Raw genomic sequence first — 18,541 nt, 5'->3', positions numbered from 1 at the left:
CCTCCTTCGGGGGCGTCCCTGTCACATTGTGGTACGTTGCGGCGCGGTCATGGCCCCTGTCAGCGATATGCCGCCCAACCAGATGCCTTGATGGTCTATGCTGTAAAAGGATATTTATTCGTCGGCTAAGTATTGCCGGGAGGTGCTCGTCATGGAAACCATCCGCCAGATCGCCCTGAGTTTTCCCGTCGTGGTGTTCAGTGCACTGCTTTCTCTCGCTGCCCTCTACTGGTTGCTGGTGGCGTTGCGTCTGGCACCGCTGGAGCTCTTCGAGCAAGACAGCCTCAAGGGCGATCACCTGGCGAGCACCCTGGTGGCGCTGGGCTTCGCCGGGGTGCCTGCCTCTTTCGCGCTGACGGTGCTGCTGGTGCTGGCGGGGGCCATCACCCTGATAGCGGAACTCGCTGTGCTGCGTTGGCTGCCGCTGGGGCTGTTCCGTATCCCCGTGGGGGTGGTGGTACTGTGGGTGGCCTTCGTGGTCGCCTCACCCGTGGCTGCGGCGCTATGTCATGCCTTGCATGGCTGGTTCCATCGCCATGCCCCGCAGCAGCGGCGCTGTCTGCTCGGCGAGAAAGTGAAGGTGATGGCGGAAGCGGATACTGATGGCTGGGCAACGGCGATGCTGGTCGGCGACCCCGCCTGCCAGGTACGCCTGCATGGCAAACCCGACAATCTGCCGCATGCCGGCGAGCGTCGAATATTGGTCAAGTATGTGGCCGATGAGGATGCCTACCGCAGCGTGGCGGAGGGGGACTACCGCGAGGCGCGGGTCCACCTCAGCCGGCTGCGCTTGCGCCAGGGACGGGGCGGCGCCGCGGCCTCATCCTGACGCCGGGGCGCGCATCAGTTCCAGCTGGGCGTCCAGCAGCAGGGTGCCACGCTCGAGGATCGAGAACCGCTCGTGGTTGCGCAGCCAGTCGTGGAAGAGCCCGCCGAGCATCGCCTGCAGCAGCTCGCCGGCCACCCCGGGGTCGAGTCCCGGGCGCAGGTGGCCCAGGCGTGCCGCACAGCCGCAATAGTCAATCAGCGCTCCGCACGCCTCCTCGGCCATTTCGTTCTGCATAGTCAGCGGGTCGATGTCGCCAAAGACCTCGCAGTGGTGGATAAGAATGGCATGTACGCGCCGGTAGCGGGGCTGCTCGAGGCGTTCGAAGCCCTTCAGGCAAGCCAGGCGGATCGCCTCGAGGGGGCGCCCGGCAAGACCTGGATCGCCAATCTCCTCGACCAACTCCTGAAAGGGCATACGAACGCGCTGAAGCATGGCCTGGAAGAGATCGGCCTTGTTCTTGAAGTGCCAGTAAATGGCCCCGCGGGTCATATCGGCGTGGCGGGCGATCTGTTCCAGGGAGGTGCGGGCCACGCCCTTCTCGAGAAAGACTTCCTCGGCGGCGTCCAGCAGGGCTTCGCGAGTTGCGGCGGCCTCGGCCTTGGTGCGTCTGGCCATTAAGGCACAGTCTCCAGTCAAGAATTCAGGCTATTCTACCTCATTGGTCGGTAATTTACATTCATGAATGTATGGATAACAGGGTCGTCATGCAGGGGCATAACGCGTATAAAATGAGCTGAAAACACCGTTTCGTTACAGGATGCTCCTGCATGGCACGATCGTCGTTTGAACTCGCCGGTGTACGGGTGGCTCCCGGTAGTCGCATTCAGATCGATGTGCCCGTCGCGCGCCTTTATACGCATGCCCCGCTCCATATCCCCGTAGAAGTGGTACACGGCCGTCAGGCCGGGCCGCTGCTGCTGGTCTGCGGTGGCATACACGGAGATGAAATCAACAGCGTCGAGATCGTGCGCCGCCTGCTTCGCTCACGCCAGCTACAGGGCCTGCGCGGGACGCTTATCGCTTCGCCGATCGTCAATGTTTTCGGCTTCGTTCAGCACAGTCGTTACCTGCCTGACAGGCGCGATCTCAATCGCTGCTTCCCCGGCAGTGAGTCGGGGTCGCTGGGTGGTCGGGTGGCGGCACTGTTCCGGGAGCAGATCGTTGATCAGGCCAGCCATATTATCGACCTGCATACCGGGGCGATACACCGCACCAACCTGCCGCAGATACGCGCCCAGCTGACTCCCGGTGGCGAAACCGAGCGCATGGCCAATGCCTTCGGCGCGCCGGTAATTCTCAACGCCGAACTCCGCGAGGGCAGCTTGCGCCACTATGCCCAGAACCGGGGCATTCCTGTGCTCACCTACGAGGCGGGCGAGGCATTGCGCTTCGATGAATGGGCGATTGCGCCGGGCGTGCGCGGTGTCCTGCGGGTGATGCGCCGGCTCGGCATGCTCTCGGGGGAGCAGCGTCGCCGGCCCCCGTCACCAGCGGAGATTGCCAACGGTTCAAGCTGGGCACGCGCCCCCATCGACGGCATCATGCGGCCTCAGGTGCGTCTCGGGGCGCGTGTCGCCAAGCATGAACTGCTGGGCCGGGTGGCCGATCCCTTCGGCAATGCCGAGGGTGAAGTCAGGTCCATGGCCGATGGAATCGTCATTGGCATGAGCCGCTTGCCACTGGCTAATGAAGGCGAGGCGTTGTTTCATATCGCTCGTTTCGATGCCATCGAGGAAGCGGAGAATGCGGTGGAAAGCTTCCACTCGAGCCTAGAGCCACCGCCAGATTCGCTCTACTGACGGCGAATCCGATTCAATCGACCAACGCAGCCTCGCGCTGCGGGACCAGTGCCAGGGCATCGTCGAAAACCGTAAGTCCGGCCCCGCTTCGGTGCGCATTCTCCGAAAGATGACGGCGAAAGCGGCGCCCGCCGGGCTGGCCTTGAAACAGACCCAGCAGGTGGCGGGTGACGTGATTGAGCTTGGCGCCTTCCTCGAGGCGGCGCGCGATATAAGGCCGAAAGGCGACCGCCGCGGCGTGACGACTGCTTGCTGGACCGTGTGCGCCGAAGAATGCCTCATCCACGCCGGCCAGCAACCATGGGTTCTGGTAGGCTTCTCGCCCGACCATGACACTGTCGACATGATCGAGTTGTTCGCGACAGGTTTCCAGCGTGGTGATGCCGCCGTTGATACCGATATGCAACTCGGGACGGTTCGCCTTCAAGCGGTGCACGCGTCCATAGTTGAGCGGGGGGACGTCGCGGTTCTGCTTGGGTGATAACCCCTCGAGCCAGGCCTTGCGGGCATGCAAGATAAAGACCTGGCAGCCGGCATCCGCCACCGTAGCAATGAAGTGCTCGAGATCCTTATCCTCATCCTGGGCATCGATGCCGATACGGCATTTCACGGTGACCGGGATCGAGACCGCCTCGCGCATGGCACGCACTGCAGCGGCGACCTTGTCCGGGTGGGCCATCAGACAGGCGCCGATCAGGTTGTTCTGTACCCGATCGCTAGGGCAGCCCACGTTGAGATTGACCTCATCATAGCCCCACGTCTCGGCGATGGCCGCGCACTCGGCGAGTTCGCCGGGGTCACTCCCCCCCAACTGCAATGCCAAGGGATGTTCCACGTCGCTATATCCCAGAAAACGCTCGCGAGGACGCCCGTGCAGGATGGCGCCCGTCGTTACCATTTCGGTATACAGCAGCGCACGCCGGGTCAGGGTCCTGGCGAGCGCGCGGTAGTCGCGTGTGGTCCAGTCCATCATGGGGGCTACAGAAAAGGTGCGGTCGAGCACGAGCATGAGTCTCACAGGGGTTGTGTGAAAGGCCGGTATTCTAGCAGCCGGCGGCTATCGGTGCCCATGATGGCGGTAGTGAGACAAGGCTACGAGAGAAGGTTGCCGATGGGCAGCGTTCCTTGCCACGGGTGACGAAAGCGACCACGCTTCCTGAATCGAGAGCCTTGTATCTCATGCATTCGAGGTCAGCGCCATGTGCGGTCGTTTCGCCCTCTTTAGTACAGGCTCCCAGCTTTCTCAGGCCTTGGGCTTACCGCTACAGGTGCGGCAGTTGAAACCGCGCTACAACGTGGCGCCGGGCACCTTCATTGCCGTGGTGCATCGACCGGAGGGTGATGCTTCGTTGGTCATGGAAGAGATGTGGTGGGGGTTCAAGCCTTACTGGGCGGGAGAGAAGGCGCCCCAGCCGATCAACGCCACGGTCGAGAAAGTGGCGAGCTCGAATTATTTCCGTGGCGCCTTCGCCCATCATCGCTGCCTCATTCCGGCGGATGGCTGGTATGAGTGGCTGGCGGTGGGTGGGAAAAAACAGCCTTATTTCTTGTGTCGTGAGGATCGCGAACCGGTCTGGCTGGCGGGTATATGGACCGAGCGAGCGGATGGTACGCGAGGCTGCGCGATCATCACCGAACCTGCGCGCGGGGCGGCCAAGGAGATCCACTCGCGCATGCCGTTAGCGCTGGACGCCGGGAGCCTTGGCCCCTGGCTCGATCCGCACTTGACCGACCGCGAGGCGCTACGCCAGATAGTGCGTCATCTGGATGCCAAGCTGATCACCTGTTGGCCAGTGAGCATACGGGTCAATCGGCCAGGCAACGATGAAGACGCCGGGCTTATCAATCCAGCGTGAGGGCAGAAGTTTTCGCGTCGGCTGTGGTGTGTTAACAGGCTGGCCTGACAATGCCGGTCCTTCAATAATGGGATGTCAACGAGGTGGTGTCATGGCGGATCGAAAGTTGGTACTGGAAAACATGCGATATGACCTGATGGAAAGGCTTGATCGTTATCGGGCGCATAAGCAACGCAAGGGTGGCCCACTGGATAAGGATATGGAGGAGCAGGCCGTCGAAATCCAGAATGATGATGTGGTTGATTCACTGGAGAAAGAGGCGGAAGACGAGTTGCGCCAGGTACTGCATGCACTTGAGCGCATCGATGCGGGGGAGGGCGAAACCTGCGAGGTATGCGAAGAGCCAATCGCCCCGGCACGGCTGGAAGCCTTGCCCTATACGACGCTTTGTCGGGAATGTGCAGAAGGCTGAGCCGTTGACTGTGCAGGACGCCGCGCCCGAAGCGATGATAGGCTAATGCCTCATCTATCCAATGCGAGGGCCTGTATGACGGCATGGTATCGACGAATGGGTATCCTGCTGCTGGCCACCTTGGTTACCGCCTGCAGTGGAGGAGATAATGGCGAGACTCGCTCGTCCGGGCCGGATGAGGCATCGCAAGTCACCCGTAGCAGCGAGACGATGGCCGAGAGCCCAGAAGTTGATTCAGAAGAGTTAGAGCCAATGCAGTCGCCGGTAGAAATCGACTTCACGGCGGTGCTTCTCGAGGATCGTCGCTTGATGGTAGAAGGCGAGAGCAACCTTCCCCCGAGCGCCCAGCTTGAGGTCATCGTAGAACGCGAACTCAGCGGAGTACGCTGGCGCTCTCGTACCGACATGGGCGAGGGAAACTTTTCTGCCGGGCCTTTTGGGCCGGGCAGTGGCTTGGCCGACGGGGAGTACCGTATCAGCGTGCAGCTAAGCGAAGCGGCCGTACAACCCAGGTCGGTACGTGAACGAATCGGCGAGCAGGGCGAACACTTGAGCGGACCGCTGGTCAGCACCTCGCGGCATGGTCTGGGTAAGGTGGCAAGCTACGCGCAACGCTTCATGGTGGGCGATGAGCCGAGACGCACTCATGATCAGGTGAATGTGGTAGAGATGGAGGAATGACGAACCTTCATAACGGGCGTGCTTGCCAGCGAGCCACGAGCTTGCCCAGCAGGCGGCAGTCCTGCGAAAAAGGCGTGACCTCGGCTTCGTGCTCACTCACGAACTCAAGTTCCCCGCGGCTATCTTCTCTGACCTGGCGAACCAGATGCTTGCCGCCCATTTCGATGAGGTAAAGACCAGATTGCCGAAACACCTCCGTGGGGGCGACGGCGACAAGATCACCCTCTTGCAGAAAATCGAAGCTTTCGCCCGGCGCCGGTGTCACCAGGTAGCAACTTCCCTCCCATCGCTGCGCGGGTACGAGCTCGAAGGGCAGCTCGATCGGCTTGGCAGCCGGGTCCTGCCAGGGTGCTGGCGGGCGCCGACGCAAGTAAAGCGGGGCCGCCAGATGCTTTTGATCGCCCTCTATCAGACGTGACAAGGGGCATCCCAATGCCTGCGCCAGTGCAACCAGACGCTCATGGCCGATTTGCCTGATGGCACCCGATTCCCAATAGGAGATAGTGACATCGGATACGCCAACCCTGCGTGCCAGAGCCGCCTTGTTGAGCTTAGCCTCCAATCGTAGCGCTTTGATACGAGGGCCTAAAGAATCCATTTCTCCATCCTGTCGATGTTTAATGCGAGTGATGATGATCAGCGATCAGCGATGACTGTGCAATACCGCGCATAAACGCTGTTTTTCCTTGGGGCCAGCTCAGGTTCCCTTCTCTTGAACATCCAGGGCCGTTGCGTTTCTTCACCAGGGCACTGGTTCTCCCGCCCAGTCCACAAAGAGCCCGCTCTCCCGCTGGGGTAGCTCATCGAGCACCGCCAATAGCCGTTCCGCTACGAAGGCTGGGGTAAACAGCTTTCCTTCGGGCACTCGTTCCTGGAAGGGCAGGGAAAGGGCAGTATTCGTAGTGCCCGGATGCAAGCAGACAACCACCATCTCGGGATTCAGGCGGCGCAGTTCTACAGCGGCGGTCTTCATCAGCATGTTATGAGCGGCCTTGCTGGCGCGGTAGGCGTACCAGCCTCCGAGCCGGTTATCGCCGATGGACCCTACTCGCGCGGAAAGGCTAGCGAACAGGGCCTGATGTCGGCCCTTGAAATTGCCTTCAAGCGACTTGAGCAGCAGGGCAGGGGTGATCGCGTTGATGTGGAAGAGGCGCGTCATGGCCTCGGCGTCGAGGTCGGTGAGTTTTTTTTCGGGAGCAATGCCTGACGCGGCATCGTGGAGCATACCGATAGCGTTGAATACAAAATGCAAAGGGCGATCTTGGACGTGTTGCTGGAGTGTCGTCAGCCCGTCGGTTTGGCTGATATCAAGCACTAGCGATTCGAAGCGGGGATCGGGATGTGAGGTTTCCTGGCGGCTGACACCATGACGCGGCCGGGTCGCTCGCTTGCCAACAAGGCATCAATCACGGCTCGGCCGATACCGCCGGAGGCACCAAGAACCAAGGCGGAAAAGCCATCGGGAAGTCGGGTCAGCATGAGATTCCTTGGAGAAATTAGTAACTTTCACGAGGCATCGACCACGAACCAGCCGAATGATTCCCTGTCCGTGCGGCTGCTTGGTTCCTCCCAGGTGCGTATAATCGCTGCCAAACCCTTCTTGCCGACAGGATCAGAACGACATGAGAGTACGCACGCGTATCGCGCCGTCACCCACCGGCGACCCCCATGTGGGGACCGCCTATATCGCCTTGTTCAATCTGTGCTTCGCTCGCCAGTTTGGCGGTCAGTTCATCCTGCGAATCGAGGATACTGATCGGGTGCGTTCGACACCCGAGTCCGAGCAGATGATTTTCGATTCGCTGCGCTGGTTAGGCCTGGAATGGGATGAGGGGCCTGATGTGGGCGGCCCTCATGGCCCTTATCGTCAGAGCGAGCGGGGCGATATCTATGCAAAATATGCCCAGCAGTTGATCGACTCGGGGCATGCCTTCAAGTGTTATCGAACCGCGGAAGAACTCGATGAGCTGCGCGAAGCGCGCAAATCGGCCGGCATGCATCTGGCGCTCAAGCCTGCTGACCTGGCGCTGCCCACCGACGAGGCCGCTCGCCGCGAACAGCAGGGCTGGCCTTTTGTAGTACGCATGAAGGTGCCCAGCGACGGGACCTGTGTCATCGATGACATGTTGCGCGGCCCGATCGAGGTGGAGTGGGGCCAGGTCGATGCCCAGATATTGCTCAAATCGGATGGCATGCCGACCTATCACCTGGCGAACGTAATCGATGACCATCTCATGGGTATTACCCATGTGCTGCGTGGAGAGGAATGGATCAACTCGGCGCCAAAGCACCAGTTGCTCTACGACTATTTCGGCTGGCAGATGCCGGTGCTTTGCCATATGCCGCTGCTTCGCAACCCCGATAAATCGAAGCTCTCAAAGCGCAAGAATCCGACCTCCATCAATTATTACCGGCGCATGGGTTACTTGCCCCAGGCGGTGATCAACTACCTGGGGCGCATGGGCTGGTCGATGCCCGATGAGCGTGAGAAATTCAGTCTCGATGAGATGATGGCTGATTTTGATATTCAGCGGGTGTCGCTTGGTGGGCCAGTATTCGATCTGGAAAAGCTTACCTGGCTAAACGGTGTGTATATTCGTGAGGATCTCGACGATCATGACTTGCTCAAGGCCCTGATGGAATGGGCATTCAATAAAGAGTATGTGAGCAGGATACTTCCCGAGGTGCGTCCCCGAGTCGAAACTCTGTCGGACGTGTTGCCGCTGGCCGGCCACTTCTTTGCCGGGCTGCCGGATATCGATAAAGACAGCTTTTCAGATATCCAGTTGGATCCTGAAACATTGCTCAAGCTGTTACAGTTTCTGGTGTGGCGTTTCGAAATCCTGCCATCCTGGGACAAGGAGACACTGCTGACTGAAGTCAAACTGCTGGCGGCTCATTTCGACCTCAAGATGAAGGCGTTCCTGGCCCCGGTCTTCGTCGCGATTACCGGTGCTTCATCGAGCACCTCGGTCATGGACGCCATGGCTATCCTGGGTTCTGACATGACTCGTGCGCGTCTGCGACACGCCATCGAGGTGCTGGGTGGTGTCTCCAAGAAGCAGGCCAAGCGCTTCGAGAAAGAATACCGGGAACTCTAGAGAGGTTGACGAAGACGGGGGTTATCAGTAACCTACGCCTCGTCTTCAGGAAGCGTATGAAATGTTTGGGGCCTTAGCTCAGCTGGGAGAGCGCAACACTGGCAGTGTTGAGGTCAGCGGTTCGATCCCGCTAGGCTCCACCAAGCCTCGCTTTCGTTACGACTGCGTCCCATTCGTCTAGTGGTCCAGGACACCGCCCTTTCACGGCGGTAACAGGGGTTCGAACCCCCTATGGGACGCCACTTTCACTTCACTGCCCCGCTTTTCTTCGCGATCACGCACGATGGCGCCGACTAGGCGATTTCTGCGTTTGTGCGCTTTACCGATGCCCTAATTTGCTGGCTGCCGATGTGGATCTCCCGGCTGTTTTTCGCCAATTTTGGCTTGACATCTCCCAGACTTGTCCACTTGTCCCGGCCTGGTTCGTTCACTACGCACATGTCGCGCGCAACTCCGCGTGGTTGCTGGGTTTTGTAAAAATACTTTGTAAATCAATAAGTTATTCTAGGTCAAATTTTGACCAATCTAAGCGACCCCCGCTGTTCATGGCGATTCGAGGACCTTTTCGAGTGGTTGTGAACAGGGTTATCCACAGAATGTGTGGAAAACGCCTGATGTCGTTAGTAATGAGCCATATCCTTCTGCTTGATGTCTAAATTCGTTCTTGTGAATAATGCGCAATTATGAGCCGGAGAGTGGGTGAAGAGCCAAGGGGCTGCACCCAAGGCTGTCGCGGCAAGCGACGGCCTTTGAGTCCATCACGTCTTGCCGACAGCGCGTAAACGGCGTAGCAATGAGGAGGTATCCCAACGGCCGCCCCCCATGGTCTGCACATCGGCATAGAACTGGTCGACCAGCGCCGTCACTGGCAGCCTGGCTTGCAGTTGGCGGGCTTGATCCAGGCAGATGCCCAGATCCTTGCGCATCCAGTCGACGGCGAAACCGTGCTCGTATTCGTCGGCAATCATGGTCTTGTGGCGATTTTCCATTTGCCATGAGCCGGCCGCGCCCTTGGAAATCACCTCAATTACCCTCTGTTGGTCGAGGCCCGCCTGCTCGGCAAAATGCAGCCCTTCGGCCAATCCCTGCACCAGCCCGGCGATGCAGATCTGGTTGACCATCTTGGTCAGCTGGCCGCTGCCGGCAACCCCCATCAATGTCACGGCCTTGCCGTAATGAGTGAGTAGCGGCTTCACGCGGGCGAAGTCGGCGTCGCTGCCACCGCACATGATAGTCAGGGCTCCGTTCTCGGCGCCCTGCTGGCCGCCGGACACGGGGGCATCGACAAATCCGATGTTTCGTTCACGACACGCTACGTCGAGTGCCTCGGCAAGCCCGGCAGAGGCGGTAGTATGGTCCACCAGCAGGCTGCCAGCAGCCATGCCGGCCAGGGCTCCTTCCGGGCCGATGGTGACTTCCCGGACATCATCGTCATTGCCCACGCAGATGAGTGCCAGGTCGGCACCCTCGGAGGCCTCGCGGGGGGTGGGGTGGTGGCTGCCTCCATGCTCCTGGCTCCATGCCTGGGCCTTGGCAACCGTGCGGTTGTAGACGCGCACATTCAGCCCTTGCCTGGCCAGATGACCCGCCATGGGATAGCCCATGACGCCAAGGCCGATAAAGGCCACCGTCGAGATCGATTGGCTCATCGTGGTGCTCCTGAGTTACAGGGTGATGGGATATGCCGCTGCTTGACCATCATGACAGAAACGTGAAAGGCCGCCCGAGGGCGGCCTTTCACAATGACCCTGCCGGGCCTGGCATGCACAGGCGGCTTATCGGGTAGGATAGTCGCGCTGATCGTGCCCGATGTACAGCTGGCGTGGTCGACCGATCTTGTAGCTGTCGCTGATCATCTCGTGCCAGTGGGAAATCCAGCCGATGGTGCGAGATACGGCAAAGATCACCGTGAACATGTTTTTCGGGATGCCCATGGCCTTGAGGATGATGCCGGAATAGAAATCCACGTTCGGGTAGAGCTTGCGCTCGATGAAGTATTCATCCTCAAGGGCGATCTGCTCCAGGCGCTTGGCAATCTTGAGCTGCGGGTCGTCGGCCATGCCCAGTTCGGCCAATACTTCGTCGCAGGTTTCTTTCATCACCTTGGCGCGCGGGTCGAAATTGCGGTAGACCCGATGGCCGAAGCCCATCAGCTTGAAGTTATCGTCCTTGTCCTTGGCCTTGTCGACGAAGCGCTGGATGTTCTCCTCGGAATCGTCACCGATCTCGTCGAGCATGTTCAGCACGGCTTCGTTGGCGCCGCCGTGAGCCGGACCCCACAGTGCCGCGATCCCGGCGCTGATGCAGGCGAAAGGATTGGCGCCGGTAGAGCCCGCCAGCCGCACCGTGGAGGTGGAGGCGTTCTGCTCGTGGTCGGCGTGAAGCATGAAGATGCGATCCATCGCCTTGGCGTAGACCGGGTTGATCTTGTACTCCTCGCAGGGGTTGCTGAACATCATGTAAAGGAAGTTCTCGGCATAGCTCAAGTTATTGCGAGGATAGTTGAACGGTTGGCCGATGTTGTACTTGTAGGACATCGCCGCGATGGTGGGCATCTTGGCGATCAGGCGGATCGCGCTGATCTCGCGGTCCTCCTGCACGGTAATATCCAGGTGGTCATGGTAGAAAGCCGCCAGGCCGCCGACCACACCACAAAGGATCGACATCGGATGGGCGTCGCGGCGGAAGCCCTTGAAGAAGTTGTTGATCTGGTCGTGAACCATGGTGTGGTTGCTGATGCGACTCTCGAAATCAGCATATTGCGCATCGTCGGGCAGCTCGCCAAACATCAGCAGGTAACACAACTCGACGAAGTTGGATTCCTTGGCGAGCTGGTCGATAGGGTAGCCGCGGTGCAAGAGTATGCCTTTGCCGCCATCGATATAGGTGATGGCAGATTGGCAAGAGGAGGTCGCCATGAAGCCAGGATCGTAGGTGAAGAGGCCCTCTGCCCCCAAGCTGCGAACGTCGATAACGTCGGGGCCCAGGGTGCCTGAGTAGATGGGCAGCTCAATCGGCGTGTCCAGTCCGTCTACCGTCAGCGTCGCTTTCCTGTCAGCCATGAGTGGCCTCCTGTCGAGTTCAAGATGGGGCGAGGAATCGTCTCATTACTTCACAAGCCGGAAAAAAGGTTTGCCCACTATAGAAGCGTCCCAGCGATTGTCAATTAGCCCATCGCGAGCTATCTATTGTACGTCAGACAAGCCTATGTAAAGGTTCGGGATAAGAAATGGTGCTTTGCACCATGGTGCCGCACTTTGACTGTACCTGTCGATGGGAAAATGCGCCAAGCCGCTCTTTACTGCTAGCATTAAAGTCTAGTTTTCCTTCAGCTCATTTGTCAGGAGACAGCCATGTCCTTATAATCTTTATCCGCGTGACTGGCAGGAAATGGCGGCCTTGCCGCAGTCGATAGGCCGATCCCCTTCCCGAAACCACCCCCCCGCTCGGGCGATTTTCGACCGGACCCGGAGCGGGTCAAGAGAGTGTGTATAGAGCCGTGAATAGTAAACGACCCGTAAACCTCGATCTCTCCACGATACAGTTTCCCCTTCCCGCCCTGACGTCGATTGCCCACCGCATTACCGGTGTCATCCTCTTCGTCGGTCTCATCTTTGCCTTCTGGGCACTCGACAAATCCCTGTCATCGCCGATGGGTTTCGAGGCGGTGAGTGACGCGCTGGCTCACAATATTCTCGCCAAGCTGGTGGCTTGGGGGCTGCTCTCGGCCCTGGCGTTTCATTTCGTGGCCGGCGTCAAGCACCTGTTGATGGATGCCGATATCGGGGTGACGCTTGAAGGCGGCGTACAGAAGGCACAGATCACCGTGATCGTGAGTGCCGTACTGATCATTCTGGCGGGAGTCTGGGTATGGTAACCAATATCACGAGTTTTGGGCGCAGCGGCCTATCCGACTGGCTTATCCAGCGCGCCTCGGCCATCATCCTGGCGCTCTATACGCTCTTCATCGTTGCTTATCTGTTGTTCAACCCTGATCTCGATTATGCGACCTGGCACGGGCTCTTTGCCCAGACGTGGATGCGCATCTTCTCACTGCTGGCCTTCGTGTCGTTGGCGGCCCACGCCTGGATCGGGCTGTGGACCGTGACCACCGACTATCTCAAGGCGACGGCAATTCGTGTCGGCGTCCAGACCTTCATCATCCTGGCCATCTTCGTGTTCCTGGTCTGGGGCATCCAAGTTCTGTGGGGAGCCTGATTCATGTCCAATCTGCGTAGCCTATCCTTCGATGCCATCATCATCGGTGGTGGTGGCGCCGGCATGCGTGCCGCTCTCGAACTCGCCAAGTCCGGCAAGAAGACTGCCGTGCTGTCCAAGGTGTTCCCGACCCGCTCGCATACCGTGTCCGCTCAGGGTGGCATCACCTGCGCCATCGCCTCGTCCGACCCTGACGATGATTGGCGCTGGCACATGTATGACACCGTCAAGGGTGGCGACTATATCGCCGATCAGGATGCGGCCGAGTACATGTGTTCAGAGGGTCCAAAAGCGGTCTTCGAACTCGAGCACATGGGGCTGCCGTTCTCGCGTTTCGACAACGGCCGCATTTACCAGCGCCCCTTCGGTGGGCAGTCCAAGAACTTCGGCGAGGGTGGCCAGGCGGCCCGTACCTGCGCGGCCGCGGACCGGACCGGTCACGCACTGCTGCATACGCTCTATCAGAACAACCTGAAGAACAACACTACCTTTCTCAACGAGTGGTACGCCGTCGATCTGGTGAAGAATGCCAACGGGGATGTAGTCGGCTGCATCGCCATGGACATCGAGACCGGCGAAGTGGTGCATGTGAAGTCCAAGGCCACGGTGCTGGCGACCGGCGGGGCCGGCCGTATCTATGCCTCCACCACCAACGCACTGATCAATACCGGCGATGGTATCGGCATGGCGTTGCGCGCCGGCTTCCCCATGCAGGACATGGAGATGTGGCAGTTCCACCCCACCGGCATCTACGGTGCCGGCACCCTGGTGACCGAAGGCTGTCGCGGTGAGGGCGGCTATCTGATCAACAAGGACGGCGAGCGCTTCATGGAGCGTTATGCGCCCAATGCCAAGGACCTCGCCGGCCGCGACGTGGTGGCACGCTCCATGGTCATGGAGATCCTTGAGGGCCGTGGCTGCGGTGAACACGGCGATCACGTCTTCCTCAAGCTCGATCATCTGGGCGATGACGTGCTGGGCAAGCGCCTCCCGGGCATCGTCGAGCTGTCCAAGACCTTCGCGCATGTCGACCCGGCCAACGAGCCGATCCCGGTGGTGCCGACCTGTCACTACATGATGGGCGGTATCCCCACCAACGTGCATGGGCAGGCGATCATGCAGGAAGGCGATGGCAAGGACCGGATCGTCAATGGTCTCTTTGCCTGCGGCGAGGCGGCCTGCGTATCGGTGCATGGCGCCAACCGTCTGGGCGGTAACTCGCTGCTCGATCTGGTGGTCTTCGGGCGTGCCGCCGGCATGTTCATCGAGGGTGCGCTCAACGAGGGCATCGACTACCTCGACGCCAACGAGTCCGATATCGCCACTGCCATGAAACGCATCAGTCGTTGGAACGAGTCCGGCGACGGCGAGTCGGTGCCCGCGCTCAAGCGCGAGCTGCAGGCCATCATGCAGAACTCCTTCGGCGTCTTCCGCGAGGAAGAGAACATGCAGAAGGGCGTGAAGCAGTTGGAAGAACTGCGGGCGCGTATTGGCAATGCCTACCTGCCGGACAAGTCCAACGCTTTCAACACGGCACGGGTCGAGGCGCTGGAGCTCGATAACCTGATGGAAGTGGCGGAAGCCACCGCCATCGCGGCACTCGATCGCAAGGAGAGCCGTGGCGCACACTCCCGCTACGATTACCCGGATCGTGACGACGTCAACTGGCTCAAGCACTCGCTCTACTTTCCGCTCGAGAAGCGAGTCGGCAAGCGTGATGTCAACTTCACGCCCAAGACGGTCGATACTTTCGAGCCGAAAATCCGCACCTACTAACGCCGTAGAGACGAGAAGGAGTCACGATGTCCACACTTCAGGTGTCCATTTACCGCTACAATCCGGAAACCGACTCTGCGCCCTATATGCAGGAGTTCCAGGTCGACACTCAGGGGCGTGACCTCATGGTGCTTGATGTCCTGCATCTGATGAAGGAGCAGGATAGCGGACTGGCATTTCGTCGCAGCTGCCGCGAAGGTGTGTGCGGTTCCGATGGCATGAACATGAACGGCAAGAATGGTCTGGGTTGTATTACGCCACTTTCCGAGGTGGTCAAGGGCAACAAGCTGGTGCTGCGTCCGTTGCCGGGTTTGCCGGTGATCCGCGATCTGGTGGTCGACATGGGACTGTTCTACAAGCAGTACGAGCGCATTCAGCCTTATCTGCAGAACAGCAACCCGGCGCCGGCCATTGAGCGCCTCCAGTCACCGGAAGATCGCGACAAGCTCGACGGACTCTACGAGTGCATCCTGTGCGCTTGCTGTTCCACGTCCTGCCCGTCGTTCTGGTGGAATCCGGACAAGTTCGTGGGGCCGGCCGGGCTGCTTCAGGCATATCGTTTCCTGGCGGACTCACGAGATACCGCCACCGCCGAACGCCTGGCCGAACTCGAGGACCCGTTCTCCGTGTTCCGCTGCCGCGGCATCATGAACTGTGTGGCGGTGTGTCCCAAGGGGCTCAACCCGACCCGCGCCATCGGCAAGATTCGCGAGATGCTGCTGGCCAATGCCACTTAAATCGAGGTGCGTGGCTTGTTATGATGGTGGTCGGCATCGCGCTGCGACAACGGGTCGCAACAGTGAGCCGGACCGGTAGTCGATAGGCCAGAGAGCCGACAGTGAGTGATCTGGTCAACGACAATGTGAGCCGGTGCCCAGGGCACCGGCTTTCGACCATAGGATTCAAGGTGTCCGCCGCCGGTAGGGCATCACTGAGATCGCCGCTGCCGAATGGCGGCGACGCCGATACCACCCCATCAGTGCAGGGTGACCGAGACATGCAACAAGGCATAATGGAGTTGATGTGGCGTACTTCACACATGAGCGGTGGCAATGCTCACTATGTGGAAGCGCTTTTTGAGCAGTATCTTGAAGACCCCGATACTGTCCCCCAAGAATGGCGACACTATTTCGATCAGATGCCGCGTCCGGAGGGCAGCCCCGCCCACGACGTCCCGCTAGCCCCGATCCGCGACGAGTTCTACCAGCTGGGACGCCAGCGACGTACCGCCCAAGCCACCACGGCTTCGGTTGACAGCGGCGAGAACAAGAAGCAGGTCAAGGTCCTGCAGCTGATCAACGCGTATCGCTTCCGCGGGCATCAGAAGGCCGACATCGACCCGCTCGGTCTGCGCAGCCCGACCCCCGTACCCGACCTCGATCTTTCCTTTCATCAATTGTCGAAAGCCGACCTGGATAGTGAGTTCCAGACAGGCTCCTTCTTCATGGGTCTGGACAAGGCGCCGTTGAAGGAGATTGTCGAGGCACTGGAGCAGACCTATTGCCGCTCGATCGGCTGCGAGATCATGCACATTGTCGATACCGAGGAGAAGCGCTGGCTGCAGCAGCGTTTCGAGTCGGTACGCTCGGCACCTAAGTTTAGTAGCGAGGTGCGCAAGCATGTGCTGGAGCGTCTGTCCGCGGCCGAGGGTCTGGAAACCTATCTCGCGTCCAAGTATCCGGGCACCAAGCGATTCGGTCTCGAGGGCGGCGAGAGCTTCATTCCGATGATGGATGAGCTGATCCAGCGTAGCGGCGGGTATGGGACCAAGGAAGTCGTCATCGGTATGGCACACCGCGGCCGCCTCAACCTGTTGGTCAATATCCTTGGCAAGAACCCGTCCGAGTTGATCGACGAATTCGATGGCAAGAAGGTCATCGAGCGTGGTTCCGGCGACGTCAAGTATCACCAGGGCTTCAGCTCCAACGTCATGACCCCGGGTGGCGAAGTCCACCTGGCGATGTCGTTCAACCCCTCGCATCTGGAGATCGTGGCGCCGGTGGTGGAGGGCTCGGTGCGTGCCCGCCAGGACCGGCGCGACGATCTTACGGGTGACAAGGTATTACCGGTCAACGTCCATGGCGACGCCGCATTCGCCGGCCAGGGCGTGGTAATGGAAACCTTTCAGATGTCGCAGACCCGGGCCTATCAGACGGGCGGCACGGTGCACATCGTCATCAACAACCAGGTCGGTTTCACCACCTCGCATCCAAAAGATACGCGCTCGACCGAGTACTGCACCGATATTGCCAAGATGGTTCAGGCGCCGATCTTTCACGTCAACGGCGATGACCCCGATGCGGTGCTGCACGCGACCCAGGTGGCGCTGGATTACCGGCACCAGTTCAAGCGTGATGTGGTCATCGACCTGGTTTGCTACCGCCGTCGTGGGCACAACGAAGCCGACGAGCCGTCCGGCACGCAGCCGATGATGTATCGCAAGATCAAGGATCATCCGTCGGCTCGTTCGCTATATGCGCAGCGTCTGGTGGAGCAGGGGGTACTCTCCGAGGAAGCGGCCAAAGGCCTGGTCGAGACCTACCGCCACGACCTCACCGCTGGCAACCACGTGGCCAATGCATTGGTGCAGGAGCCCAACACCTCGCTTTTCGTCGACTGGACCCCCTATCTGGGTCATGAATGGAGTGGCGACGTCGACACCAGCTTCGACATGAAGCGTCTGCAGCAGCTGGCGGCGAGGATGTGTGAGGTGCCCGATGGTGTCGAGGTCCAGCGTCAAGTCGCCAAGATCTACGAGGATCGTCGCAAGATGCAGGCTGGTGGCCTGGCCCTCAACTGGGGCTTCGCCGAGACTTTGGCCTACGCGACGCTGCTCGACCAAGGACATCCGATTCGTGTCACCGGCCAGGATGTTGGCCGCGGTACCTTCTCCCACCGCCACGCGGTGGTGCATAACCAGAAGAATGGCGACGTGTACGTGCCGCTGCAGCACATGGCCGACGGACAGCCGCGCTTCACCATCCACGACTCCTTCCTGTCGGAAGAGGCGGTGCTGGCCTTTGAATACGGCTATGCCACCACCATGCCCAGTGCCCTGATCATCTGGGAGGCCCAGTTCGGCGATTTCGTCAACGGGGCCCAGGTCGTGGTCGATCAGTTCATTTCGTCCGGCGAGACCAAGTGGGGCCGCTTGTGCGGGCTGACCATGCTATTGCCCCATGGCTACGAAGGGCAGGGCCCCGAGCATTCGTCTGCGCGCCTCGAGCGTTTCCTGCAAATGTGCGCCGAACAGAACATGCAGGTCTGCGTGCCGACCACGCCCGCGCAGATCTTCCATCTGCTGCGCCGTCAGGTCATCCGTCCGCTGCGCAAGCCCCTTATCGTCATGTCGCCCAAGAGCCTGCTGCGCCACAAGGACGCCACCTCGTCACTGGAAGACTTGGCTCACGGCAAGTTCGACATGGTGCTTCCCGACCAGGGTGAGCGAGATGCCGCCAAGGTCGAACGCATCATCCTCTGTGCCGGCAAGGTCTATTATGATCTGGCGAATTGGCGCGAGGAGAATGCCCGGGACGATGTGGCGATCCTGCGTATCGAACAGCTTTATCCATTCCCCAAGGAAACGCTCTTTGAGGCCATCAAGGATTTCAGCAGCGTCGACACTGTGGTGTGGTGCCAGGAAGAACCGCAGAACCAGGGCGCCTGGTATTCCAGCCAGCATCATATGAGGGCGGTCATCGACGAGCTGCGCGAGGGCCTGGGGCGCGACCTCAAGTTTGCCGGTCGCCCGGCTTCGGCGGCACCCGCGGCGGGCTACATGTCCGTGCATACCGAACAGCAGCGCCAGCTGGTGGAAGACGCTTTCAATCTCTGAGGCGCTTCACCGGAACGAGAGAATACACAAGGAA

The 18,541-nt window shown here is 60.0% G+C and carries 17 protein-coding genes and 2 tRNA genes; 13 read left to right on the top strand and 6 right to left on the bottom strand.

Features of this window, described 5'->3' with window-relative positions; all coding sequences use genetic code 11:
• The first annotated feature begins 151 nt into the window (after positions 1-151).
• Positions 152-829 (top strand): hypothetical protein, encoded by a 678-nt coding sequence (locus tag BM341_RS03210; protein WP_089792875.1) that lies wholly within the window; start codon positions 152-154, stop codon positions 827-829.
• Here the strand turns inward: BM341_RS03210 and BM341_RS03205 are convergent.
• The gene (locus tag BM341_RS03205; protein WP_089792873.1) at positions 821-1,444 is read right to left on the bottom strand and encodes a TetR family transcriptional regulator; all 624 of its coding nucleotides are present in this window, start codon (positions 1,442-1,444) and stop codon (positions 821-823) included. The genes BM341_RS03210 and BM341_RS03205 overlap by 9 nt on opposite strands.
• Positions 1,445-1,596: 152 nt before the next feature.
• On the opposite strand from BM341_RS03205, the gene BM341_RS03200 reads away from it, so the two are divergent.
• On the top strand, positions 1,597-2,628 hold the full coding sequence (locus BM341_RS03200) for a succinylglutamate desuccinylase/aspartoacylase family protein (protein WP_089792871.1): 1,032 nt from the start codon (positions 1,597-1,599) through the stop codon (positions 2,626-2,628).
• 13 nt (positions 2,629-2,641) lie between these two features.
• Here the strand turns inward: BM341_RS03200 and dusA are convergent, their stop codons facing one another.
• Positions 2,642-3,637: a tRNA dihydrouridine(20/20a) synthase DusA gene (gene dusA / locus BM341_RS03195; RefSeq protein ID WP_089792869.1), complete on the bottom strand. Its 996-nt coding sequence runs from the start codon at positions 3,635-3,637 to the stop codon at positions 2,642-2,644.
• A 190-nt stretch (positions 3,638-3,827) separates the two neighbouring features.
• On the opposite strand from dusA, the gene BM341_RS03190 reads away from it, so the two are divergent.
• From BM341_RS03190 to BM341_RS03180, 3 genes are all read left to right on the top strand, one after another.
• Positions 3,828-4,484: an SOS response-associated peptidase gene (locus BM341_RS03190; protein WP_089792867.1), complete on the top strand. Its 657-nt coding sequence runs from the start codon at positions 3,828-3,830 to the stop codon at positions 4,482-4,484.
• Positions 4,485-4,575: 91 nt separating this feature from the next.
• On the top strand, positions 4,576-4,896 hold the full coding sequence (locus BM341_RS03185; RefSeq protein WP_089792864.1) for a TraR/DksA family transcriptional regulator: 321 nt from the start codon (positions 4,576-4,578) through the stop codon (positions 4,894-4,896).
• 75 nt (positions 4,897-4,971) lie between these two features.
• Entirely contained in the window at positions 4,972-5,577 is a 606-nt protein-coding gene (locus BM341_RS03180; RefSeq protein WP_089792862.1) for a hypothetical protein, read from the top strand.
• A gap of 7 nt (positions 5,578-5,584) precedes the next feature.
• On the opposite strand, the gene BM341_RS03175 is transcribed toward BM341_RS03180, so the two are convergent.
• Together BM341_RS03175 and BM341_RS03170 are read right to left on the bottom strand one after the other, a co-directional pair.
• Entirely contained in the window at positions 5,585-6,175 is a 591-nt protein-coding gene (locus tag BM341_RS03175; RefSeq protein ID WP_089792860.1) for a helix-turn-helix domain-containing protein, read from the bottom strand.
• Positions 6,176-6,316: 141 nt separating this feature from the next.
• The gene (locus BM341_RS03170; protein WP_342713859.1) at positions 6,317-6,892 is read right to left on the bottom strand and encodes an SDR family NAD(P)-dependent oxidoreductase; all 576 of its coding nucleotides are present in this window, start codon (positions 6,890-6,892) and stop codon (positions 6,317-6,319) included.
• Positions 6,893-7,199: 307 nt separating this feature from the next.
• Here BM341_RS03170 and gltX point away from each other — a divergent pair, with 307 nt between their 5' ends.
• The 3 genes from gltX to BM341_RS03155 all read left to right on the top strand — a co-directional run bounded on the left by gltX (position 7,200) and on the right by BM341_RS03155 (position 8,920).
• Complete coding sequence (gltX, locus tag BM341_RS03165) at positions 7,200-8,678, top strand: glutamate--tRNA ligase (protein WP_089792858.1); 1,479 nt, start codon at positions 7,200-7,202, stop codon at positions 8,676-8,678.
• 67 nt (positions 8,679-8,745) lie between these two features.
• A tRNA-Ala gene (locus tag BM341_RS03160) sits at positions 8,746-8,821 on the top strand.
• Between the two features lie 23 nt (positions 8,822-8,844).
• Positions 8,845-8,920 (top strand) — tRNA-Glu (locus BM341_RS03155).
• Between the two features lie 516 nt (positions 8,921-9,436).
• Here the strand turns inward: BM341_RS03155 and BM341_RS03150 are convergent.
• Together BM341_RS03150 and gltA are read right to left on the bottom strand one after the other, a co-directional pair.
• Complete coding sequence (locus BM341_RS03150; RefSeq protein WP_089792857.1) at positions 9,437-10,327, bottom strand: NAD(P)-dependent oxidoreductase; 891 nt, start codon at positions 10,325-10,327, stop codon at positions 9,437-9,439.
• Between the two features lie 126 nt (positions 10,328-10,453).
• Positions 10,454-11,740, bottom strand: a complete 1,287-nt coding sequence (gltA, locus tag BM341_RS03145; RefSeq protein WP_089792854.1) for a citrate synthase — start codon at positions 11,738-11,740, stop codon at positions 10,454-10,456.
• Between the two features lie 437 nt (positions 11,741-12,177).
• On the opposite strand from gltA, the gene sdhC reads away from it, so the two are divergent.
• The 5 genes from sdhC (at position 12,178) to BM341_RS03120 (ending at position 18,507) form a co-directional block, all read left to right on the top strand.
• The gene (gene sdhC / locus BM341_RS03140; protein ID WP_217646166.1) at positions 12,178-12,555 is read left to right on the top strand and encodes a succinate dehydrogenase, cytochrome b556 subunit; all 378 of its coding nucleotides are present in this window, start codon (positions 12,178-12,180) and stop codon (positions 12,553-12,555) included.
• Positions 12,549-12,896 (top strand): succinate dehydrogenase, hydrophobic membrane anchor protein, encoded by a 348-nt coding sequence (gene sdhD / locus BM341_RS03135; RefSeq protein WP_089792850.1) that lies wholly within the window; start codon positions 12,549-12,551, stop codon positions 12,894-12,896. The genes sdhC and sdhD overlap by 7 nt, the downstream gene beginning before the upstream one ends.
• Positions 12,897-12,899: 3 nt before the next feature.
• A complete protein-coding gene (gene sdhA / locus BM341_RS03130; RefSeq protein ID WP_089792848.1) occupies positions 12,900-14,672 on the top strand; it encodes a succinate dehydrogenase flavoprotein subunit in 1,773 nt (590 codons plus the stop codon).
• A gap of 26 nt (positions 14,673-14,698) precedes the next feature.
• Entirely contained in the window at positions 14,699-15,409 is a 711-nt protein-coding gene (locus BM341_RS03125) for a succinate dehydrogenase iron-sulfur subunit (protein ID WP_089792846.1), read from the top strand.
• A 260-nt stretch (positions 15,410-15,669) separates the two neighbouring features.
• Positions 15,670-18,507: a 2-oxoglutarate dehydrogenase E1 component gene (locus BM341_RS03120; protein ID WP_089792845.1), complete on the top strand. Its 2,838-nt coding sequence runs from the start codon at positions 15,670-15,672 to the stop codon at positions 18,505-18,507.
• Positions 18,508-18,541 lie beyond the last annotated feature (34 nt).

Origin of the sequence: Halomonas korlensis, assembly GCF_900116705.1 — a bacterium.
Taxonomy (GTDB): domain Bacteria; phylum Pseudomonadota; class Gammaproteobacteria; order Pseudomonadales; family Halomonadaceae; genus Halomonas; species Halomonas korlensis.
The sequence above is the reverse complement of the archived record's forward strand: the minus strand, read 5'-3'. Positions and strand labels throughout refer to the sequence as shown.

Excerpts from the sequence above, each read along its gene's own strand:
- BM341_RS03185 (WP_089792864.1), top strand. The coding sequence starts at position 4,576 with ATGGCGGATCGAAAGTTGGTACTGGAAAACATGCGATATGACCTGATG.
- BM341_RS03190 (WP_089792867.1), top strand. The coding sequence starts at position 3,828 with ATGTGCGGTCGTTTCGCCCTCTTTAGTACAGGCTCCCAGCTTTCTCAG.
- gltX (WP_089792858.1), top strand. The coding sequence starts at position 7,200 with ATGAGAGTACGCACGCGTATCGCGCCGTCACCCACCGGCGACCCCCAT.
- sdhA (WP_089792848.1), top strand. The coding sequence starts at position 12,900 with ATGTCCAATCTGCGTAGCCTATCCTTCGATGCCATCATCATCGGTGGT.
- dusA (WP_089792869.1), bottom strand. The coding sequence starts at position 3,637 with ATGCTCGTGCTCGACCGCACCTTTTCTGTAGCCCCCATGATGGACTGG.
- BM341_RS03200 (WP_089792871.1), top strand. The coding sequence starts at position 1,597 with ATGGCACGATCGTCGTTTGAACTCGCCGGTGTACGGGTGGCTCCCGGT.
- BM341_RS03150 (WP_089792857.1), bottom strand. The coding sequence starts at position 10,327 with ATGAGCCAATCGATCTCGACGGTGGCCTTTATCGGCCTTGGCGTCATG.
- BM341_RS03125 (WP_089792846.1), top strand. The coding sequence starts at position 14,699 with ATGTCCACACTTCAGGTGTCCATTTACCGCTACAATCCGGAAACCGAC.
- BM341_RS03175 (WP_089792860.1), bottom strand. The coding sequence starts at position 6,175 with ATGGATTCTTTAGGCCCTCGTATCAAAGCGCTACGATTGGAGGCTAAG.
- gltA (WP_089792854.1), bottom strand. The coding sequence starts at position 11,740 with ATGGCTGACAGGAAAGCGACGCTGACGGTAGACGGACTGGACACGCCG.
- BM341_RS03210 (WP_089792875.1), top strand. The coding sequence starts at position 152 with ATGGAAACCATCCGCCAGATCGCCCTGAGTTTTCCCGTCGTGGTGTTC.
- BM341_RS03205 (WP_089792873.1), bottom strand. The coding sequence starts at position 1,444 with ATGGCCAGACGCACCAAGGCCGAGGCCGCCGCAACTCGCGAAGCCCTG.
- BM341_RS03180 (WP_089792862.1), top strand. The coding sequence starts at position 4,972 with ATGACGGCATGGTATCGACGAATGGGTATCCTGCTGCTGGCCACCTTG.
- sdhD (WP_089792850.1), top strand. The coding sequence starts at position 12,549 with ATGGTAACCAATATCACGAGTTTTGGGCGCAGCGGCCTATCCGACTGG.
- BM341_RS03120 (WP_089792845.1), top strand. The coding sequence starts at position 15,670 with ATGCAACAAGGCATAATGGAGTTGATGTGGCGTACTTCACACATGAGC.